The sequence below is a fragment of the Calditrichota bacterium genome, from assembly GCA_013151735.1.
In the GTDB taxonomy this organism is placed as follows: domain Bacteria; phylum Zhuqueibacterota; class JdFR-76; order JdFR-76; family BMS3Abin05; genus BMS3Abin05.
Genome location: JAADHR010000087.1, coordinates 1 through 7,859 on the forward strand (window position 1 = coordinate 1; position 7,859 = coordinate 7,859).

Sequence of the window (7,859 nt, forward strand, 5' to 3'; positions counted from 1 at the left end):
TCGGGTACTTTTTGAACAAATGGCTCGGGGTGTAGATCCAAGGGATTACCGTTGGTGAATCTTTTTGTAAACAGGCCGCGAATGCGCGAATAAATTGTGGCAACCTTGCGAAGGTTATGGTTCTGTAAAATTACACCGTTAGAGAATGAAATTTACGTTGGAATACGAATAAACCACATAGTAAGAACCTTCGCAAGGTTTATGATTCAAAACAGTTCAACCCCATCCGGGGTTGTTGGAAATTGGTTAGGTACCATTTTCTACAAATATTCAACGCCTACGGCGTTGTTTGGGGATTATTTTGTTTTGGTTTTGGGTCATTGTGATTTGGAATTTATTTGGGTATTGGAATTTGTCTTTTGGAATTTTACCCTACTCCTTTAATCCCTTAATCCTTCAATCCCAATTAACCACCGATAACACCGATAGGATTTTAGGGATTGGAATTTCACCTTAGCGACTTTGCGCCCCCGCGGTGAATCTTTTTAAATCATCTTCCCTATTCCATACCCATTCTGCACGGCGTCAATGATCTTTCCCACCTGGGCCGCATCACCTAACAGGTGCACCTCATATTTTAGTCTAAGTTTATTGTACAAAGCGTGATCCGGTCTTCCGCCAAACGCTGCTACAAAATAATCGGCCGGAATTCCCTCGCTGGCGCTATCCGTGCCAATCCACACGCTTCTTTCTTTGATCTCTCGAACCGGGGCGGAGGTCTTAATCTGGACCCCCTTTTCTTTCAATTCCCGCAGCAAATAATCTCGGCTGATCGGCTCCATGCCAATTGCCACGTCCGGAAGCATTTCCACAAGGGTCACCTCGTTTCCCTGTTCCCGCAAGTAAAGGGCGGTTTCACAGCCTACCAATCCCCCACCTCCCACTACCACGCGACTGTTTGTAATCTGACAATCCCCTTTTAACACCTCGGCAAAACTCAACACATGGCCACAATCAAATCCTTTGATGGGCGGCATCGAATATTCCGCACCTTGACTCAGCAAGACGACTTCCGGCCCAAAGGCTTTAATGGCTTCCACTGTGGCCGTTTTTTCAAAATCAATAGGAATTTTTAGATCTTCAAGCATAAATTCGTAATATTCAATCAGCCAATGGATTTTCTCTTTACCAGGAGGCACACAACCGAGTTTCAAAGCTCCGCCAATGTATTTTTCCTTTTCCCAGAGAGTGACGTGATGGCCGCGCTTTTTCAGTGTGACCGCCGCCTCAAGTCCCGTCGGACCAGCGCCAATAATTAAAACCTTTTTGGGATGAGGTATCGGCAGTAACATTTCATCCGATTCCAGTTTGCCTACCGAGGGGTTTACCCCGCACCGAATGGCCGTTCCTTCTTCGTGCCGGGCGGCTTTAATGCACTCGCTGCACCCGATACAGCGCTTGATGGCTTTCTCCCGGTCATTTTGCGCCTTGATCGGCCAATCCGGATCGGCAATCAGGGGGCGCCCCAATCCAATCAGATCGGCCTCGCCCTTCTCCAGAATTTCCTCCGCCCGCCCGGGATTGCGAATCATTCCCACAGCAATGACCGGTACCGAAACGCTTGCCTTTTTGAATGCGGCTGCCAGGTACCCGCGCCAGGCCTCCGGATAGGCCATCGGCTCCAGGCGCTTTTCTTTGCTGCCAAACCCCACGTCTGCATGGACGGCTGCGTAACCCATCTCACCAAACAGGCGGGCCGTCTCTGCCCCTTCTTCAATCGAAATGCCCCCGTCCACAAAATCAATGGCGCCAATCCGCGCCGTGACGGTGTAATCCTCCCCGCACACGTCGAGAATGCGCTCCAGGATCAATCGGGCAAACCGCACCCGATTTTCCAGCGACCCTCCGTAGCGATCGGTTCGTTTGTTGGTCAGGGGTGAAAGAAACTGATTGACCAGCAGTCCGTGAGCGGCTTCGATTTCCACGCCGTCAAAATGCGCCTTCCGGGCTCGCAGGGCCGATTGAGCAAACAGGTCCGCAATTTCTTCGATTTTTTCTTCGGTCAATTCTTCCGGAAACACCTGGTCCTTTCGAAGATTGACGGCCGACGGCGCCACCGGCGTACGTCCCTCGGATAACGTGAGATCGGCATACAGCCCGGGGTGGGTCAATTCCATGAACGCCAGACTCCCGTAGCGGTGAATTTCGTAGGCCACCCGGCTCAATCCGGGAATAAAGGAATCGTCATCGATGCGCGGCTGCGTAGCGCCATGGCGCGCCTCTGGAAATTGAATGCACATATTTTCCAGCGTGATAATCGCTGCACCGCCCTGCGCCCGGCGCTTGTAATGATCCACAAACTCGGGCGTTACCTCTCCTGTGACCGCCGCCAAATTGGTGGAAATCGGCAGAAAAATAATGCGATTTTTCAAAATCAGTCGCCCTACTTGCAATCCCGAAAACAAATGTCCGTACCTCATTCCCTGCCTCCTGTTTCTTCCCAAAGATGCTGGAGTCCAACGGTTAATACGTCTTTCACATGCGCGTCGGCGATTGAATAGCGGTAAAACTGTTTCTCGCGGACCACCTTTACGAGATGAGCGTCTTTCAGCGCGCGCAAATGCTGGGACACCGCGGGTTGATTCATTCCCAGAGAGGCCGCAATTTTGTTCACGCAGCAGGCCTCTTGGCCGGTGTTCAAAAGGAACACGATAATTTTTAGCCGCGACGGATCGGAAAAAACCCAGAAAAATCGGGCGAGTTTTTCAAGGATTGTGCCCGACAAGTGATCAAAATTATTTTTCATTGTAAAATCCTCCATTCGAATATGCGAATGTAATTATATAATAATTTACTAAGAATATCAACTCTTTTTTATTTTTTTTAGCCTGGGTAATCAAAAAATTTCATTGGCGTGTTTTCACCATTTTAATAGTGACGGATTAGAGAATTATTCATACTGGATAAGCCGCGAATGCGCGAATGAATTGTGGCAACCTTGCGAAGGTTATGATTCTGTAAAATTACACCATTAGAGAATGATATTTACGTTTGAATACAAATAAACCACATATTGAGAACCTTCGCAAGGTTAATGATTTAAAACAGTTCAACCCCATCCGGGGTTGTTGGAAATTGGTTAGGTACCAATTTCTACAAATGTTCAACACCTACGGCGTTGTTTGGAAATTATTTTGTTTTGGTTATGGGTCATTGTGATTTGGAGTTTATTTGGGTATTGAAATTTGTCATTTGGAATTTTGCCCTACTCCTTTAATCCCTTAATCCTTCAATCCCAACTAACCACCGATAACACCGATAGGATTTTGGGGATTGGAATTTTTTCCTGTGTCCTTGCGGTAAATCTTTTTAAATTCGCCGCGAATGCGCGAATGATTGTAGGGGCGATTCACGAATCGCCCCCACGAATTGACCCGATTGGCAAAATGTCCCCGGCACTTTTAGAGTGCCGAGGACTAATAAATGGCAGGCGTTTTTTCAAAAATACCTTGAAGGTGACCCGAATATTCATTATGTTACAAAAGGCAAATTTAAACCCTAATTTTGGGAGTTAAACCACAATGGAAATCAATCAGAAAAATAAATCAAAGCTCCCCCCAAAAACGTCCGACTCTATTTCCACCCTGCGTTTTGGATTCGCCTTTTTCAAAATCGGTTTAACGGCGTATGGGATGGCGATTCTTCAGCAAATTAAGGCATTGATTATTGGCAACCGCTGGCTTACCCGCGAACAGGTGGACGAAGGAATTGCCATGGTGCAATTTTATCCCGGACCGATTATGTACAATCTGGCCACGTACTGCTCGTATCGTCTCAAGGGCTTTGGCGGAGCGGCTTTGGCCACTTTCCTGTTTATTCTACCTTCCTATCTTTTAATTCTATCTCTCTCATGGCTTTACTTTTCGTACGGAGAAGTAGCCTGGGTGCATCCCCTCTTTTTGGCACTGGAGGCTATGGTCATCGGGGTAGTTGCTCATGTGTTTCTGGATTTTGCCGGCCGATACGCATCGGACAAAAAGGGGGCGCTTTTGGCGGGGGTCGCCTTTTTACTCCTTCTCTTCAAAATTCATGCGCTGTACGTGATTCTCATTGCATTTGTGTTAAGCATTTTGCTCTTCTTCAAATCCAAAGAAACCAATGCCGATCACCCGACAACCTTAAAAACAGACATCATCCCCGGCAAACTTTCTCACCGCCTTCTGGCTATTTTTGTTGTAGGGTCCGTATTTTTGGCTATTCTGCTCGTCGGTATTTTTGACCACAGCCTTTACGCGCAATTACTGTTTTCGATGTTCAAGGTGGGTGCTGTGGCGTTTGGGAGCGGATTTACCATCATGCCGCTGCTCCAGCAGGAAGCCGTCCTGTCGCACCACTGGCTAACCATGAAGCAGTTCGCCGACGGCATCGCCTTCGGGCAGATCACGCCGGGCCCCTTTTTGATTACCGCCACATTCATTGGCTACAAGGTTGCCGGATTGTGGGGCAGTGTTCTGGCAACGGTGGGCATGTTTTTCCCTTCCTTTTTCTACACAATTGTCATTACAGAAATCTACAACCGGATTAAGAACAGCCGCTGGATTCAGCTGGCTATTCGAGGCATTATGAGTGCATTTACCGGCATGATCTTTTTTGTAACGCTCAGCCTGGGCCGGGTTAGTCTCGTGTCTCCGGCAACCTACGTCTGGGCCGTTGGGGCATTTCTTCTGGTACGCTATTACAAAATCAATTTACTGTGGATATTCCTCATCGGAATTGCTGCAGCTCTGGGGCTTTATTTTTGTGGATTTTCATTGGGATAATTCATAAATTTATGGAGTTTTAAAACAATCGCTTCATTTGATTGATCGAGGTAACTATGTCTCATCAGCATGCTCATCACGAGACAAGCACGGGCACCCGACTGTTCGCGACAATGGTCTTGAACCTTTTAATTACGGCTGTAGAAATTGTGGGCGGCCTCCTGACCGGAAGCCTGTCCCTGATATCCGATGCCCTGCACAATTTCAGTGACGCCATTTCCATCATTATCAGTTATCTGGCCTTAAGACTAAAAAAACGGAAGTACACTTACCACCACACATTCGGATTCAAACGGGCAGAAATTTTTGCGGCACTCATTAATTCAACCGTTCTTTTGATTATTTCCGTCTACCTTTTTTATGAAGCCATCAGCCGTCTGTTTCATCCGGTATCGGTTCAGGGGGGAGCAATGGCTCTGGTGGCTCTGGTCGGCTTAACAGCGAATGTACTGGGCGTGCTGCTGCTCAAAAGGGATTCTGTCCACAGTTTGAATATTAAATCAGCCTATCTGCACCTTTTTGCGGATGCCCTGTCATCCATTGCTGTGGTTCTGGGGGGTGTAGCGATCTATTTTTGGAATGTCACCTGGATCGATCCGGTGCTCACGCTTCTCATCGGCATGTACATCCTCATTGAAAGCTACAAAGTTCTCATCGAAGCCATTCATGTTCTGATGGAAGGAACACCGCCGGATATCTCCATCCAGGAAGTGGCTCAAACGGTGGAACGTTTCCCGGAAGTAAAGGATATTCACCATATTCACATCTGGTACGTCGGCGAAAACGACATTCATATGGAAGCACACATCAATGTTGAAGACATGCCGGTCAGCCAGACCGACGAGCTGCGTGCCCGGATTGAATCCAGACTTCATCGGGATTTTGGCATTCACCATTTTACCCTTCAATTTGAATGCGATGTGTGCAAGAAGAAATATCTGGTTCAACCCGCCGAAACACAGTGGCTCGAGAAATAAGTGGAACCAGATTCAGGAAACAGCCCAAAAATACCAGGTCATCTATTTTTTTCTTGACATTGCCTGATTTTTTATGTATCTTTAACATCAATTTTAAGAAAAATATTCAGGCGTGATATGAAACATCATTATTTAGCGAAACACCAACAATCTTTTTCATTCTTTGTTACAATTTCCCCAATTGTAACCGCAGGAGATCCTTGCCCGTTTTTTCTGCCCCGCCGCTTCAGGCGGAACTAATCTTTTTTTAAAAAAATCCTTTTTTATTCTCATCATTCTTTAATTCTCTATTTATTGTAATTAATTGTGTTTTAATTATTTAAAGGAGACACTTATTATGGATTCTTCTATCAAAAAAGTGGTTCTGGCCTATTCTGGCGGATTGGACACGTCAATCATAATTCCCTGGTTAAAGGAAAATTACGGCTGCGAGGTCATTGCCGTGACGGGTTACCTGGGACAGGATGACGAAATGGACGGGCTGGAGGAAAAGGCAATTGCCACGGGAGCCAGCAAAATCTACATTGAAGATTTGCGCAAGGAGTTTGTGGAGAATTACATCTTCCCCACCCTGAAAGCGGGTGCCGTTTACGAGGGGAAATATCTGCTGGGCACCTCTTTTGCGCGTCCTCTTCTGGCCAAGCGCCAGGTGGAAATTGCCGAAGCCGAGGGGGCCGATGCTCTGGCTCACGGCTGCACCGGCAAGGGGAACGATCAGGTGCGGTTTGAGCTCACCTACAAGGCTTTTAATCCGACGTTAAAGGTGATTGCGCCCTGGCGGGAATGGGACATCCGCTCGCGCGAGGATGCCATTGCCTACGCCAAAGCGCGCAACATCCCCATTTCGGCGTCGCCCGATAAGATCTACAGCAACGATACCAACATCTGGCACCGAAGCAGTGAAGGCGGTGTTCTGGAAGATCCCTGGCAGCCGCCCCCTGAAAACATCTTCGAATACACGGTTTCGCCCGAAAATGCCCCCGACAAGCCGGAATTCGTCGAGATCGATTTTGAAAAGGGTATTCCCACCAAAATCAACGGCAAAAAAATGGGGGCCGTGGCGCTGCTGAGCTTTCTCAACGATCTGGGGAAAAAGCACGGCATCGGACGGGTGGACATCGTGGAAAATCGCCTGGTGGGCATGAAATCCCGCGGCGTGTACGAAACCCCCGGCGGCACGCTCCTGTATGCGGCGCATCGTGAACTGGAAAGCCTGGTTCTGGACGCCCGCACGCTCCATTACAAGGACTCCATGGCACCCAAATACGCTGAGCTGGTTTACGATGGACTCTGGTTTACACCCCTCCGCGAAGCCCTGGATGCCTTTGTGGAAAAAACCCAGGAAAAGGTGACCGGCACCGTCCGATTGAAACTGTACAAAGGCAATATTATTGTTCAGGGACGGAAATCCCCCTTCTCGCTTTACCGCGAAGAATACGCCACCTTTGGCGAGGAGGATGTGTACAATCAGAAAGATGCCGAAGGATTCATTAATCTTTTTGGGCTGCCCTTGAAAGTAAAGGCCTTAATCGACATTGCCGACACCGGAATCAGTGAATTCCGAAAACCGGATTACAGCAAATTTAAGAGAGATTAAAAAAATGCCATTCCAGTACAAGGCATGTGTAAAAAGCGTAGAGGCGCAAAATTTTGCGCCTCTAAATATTCTATTTTTCTTTGTGTCCTTGTGTCTTCGTGGCTAATCATTTACTTGGATGAGAAAATGAAATCATCAAAAATGTGGGACGGGCGTTTTTCGCAAAAAACCGATCCTGAAATGGAAGCTTTTAGCCAATCGCTTTCTTTCGACCGTCGATTGGCTGTTTATGATGTGCGGGTGAATCAGGCATACGCAAAAGCCCTTGAAAAAATCGGCATTTTCAGCAAAGAGGAACTTTCCAAAATCCTGAGCCATCTGGAACACATTGCCATTGAGCTTCAGGCCGGAACCTTTCCGTTTTCAGGGGAGGATGAAGACATCCACATGGCCATCGAGCGCCGCCTGACGGAGCTCACCGGCGGTATTGGAGCCAAAATTCACACCGGCCGCAGCCGAAATGATCAGGTGATGACCGACGTGTTTTTGTATCTGAAAGAAAAAAATCAGGAGGCCGGAAAGTGG

6 protein-coding genes are annotated in these 7,859 nt (G+C 47.7%); 4 read left to right on the forward strand and 2 right to left on the reverse strand.

What is annotated here, in order from left to right; translation table 11 throughout:
* Positions 1 to 485: 485 nt before the first annotated feature.
* Both GXO76_06060 and GXO76_06065 read right to left on the reverse strand, forming a co-directional pair.
* Positions 486 to 2,420, reverse strand: a complete 1,935-nt coding sequence (locus GXO76_06060) for an FAD-dependent oxidoreductase (protein ID NOY77418.1) — start codon at positions 2,418 to 2,420, stop codon at positions 486 to 488.
* On the reverse strand, positions 2,417 to 2,746 hold the full coding sequence (locus GXO76_06065) for a helix-turn-helix transcriptional regulator (GenBank protein ID NOY77419.1): 330 nt from the start codon (positions 2,744 to 2,746) through the stop codon (positions 2,417 to 2,419). The genes GXO76_06060 and GXO76_06065 overlap by 4 nt, the downstream gene beginning before the upstream one ends.
* A gap of 775 nt (positions 2,747 to 3,521) precedes the next feature.
* Between GXO76_06065 and chrA the strand changes: the two genes are divergently transcribed.
* The 4 genes from chrA to GXO76_06085 form a co-directional block, all read left to right on the forward strand.
* The gene (gene chrA, locus GXO76_06070; GenBank protein NOY77420.1) at positions 3,522 to 4,760 is read left to right on the forward strand and encodes a chromate efflux transporter; all 1,239 of its coding nucleotides are present in this window, start codon (positions 3,522 to 3,524) and stop codon (positions 4,758 to 4,760) included.
* A 56-nt stretch (positions 4,761 to 4,816) separates the two neighbouring features.
* A complete protein-coding gene (locus GXO76_06075; protein ID NOY77421.1) occupies positions 4,817 to 5,737 on the forward strand; it encodes a cation transporter in 921 nt (306 codons plus the stop codon).
* A gap of 349 nt (positions 5,738 to 6,086) precedes the next feature.
* Positions 6,087 to 7,334, forward strand: coding sequence for an argininosuccinate synthase (locus GXO76_06080; protein NOY77422.1), 1,248 nt, complete (start codon positions 6,087 to 6,089; stop codon positions 7,332 to 7,334).
* 126 nt (positions 7,335 to 7,460) lie between these two features.
* The coding region (locus GXO76_06085) for an argininosuccinate lyase (protein NOY77423.1) at positions 7,461 to 7,859 on the forward strand (399 nt) is incomplete at its 3' end.

Coding starts and splice junctions, on each gene's coding strand:
- GXO76_06065 (NOY77419.1), bottom strand. CDS start 2,746: ATGAAAAATAATTTTGATCACTTGTCGGGCACAATCCTTGAAAAACTC.
- GXO76_06075 (NOY77421.1), top strand. CDS start 4,817: ATGTCTCATCAGCATGCTCATCACGAGACAAGCACGGGCACCCGACTG.
- GXO76_06060 (NOY77418.1), bottom strand. CDS start 2,420: ATGAGGTACGGACATTTGTTTTCGGGATTGCAAGTAGGGCGACTGATT.
- chrA (NOY77420.1), top strand. CDS start 3,522: ATGGAAATCAATCAGAAAAATAAATCAAAGCTCCCCCCAAAAACGTCC.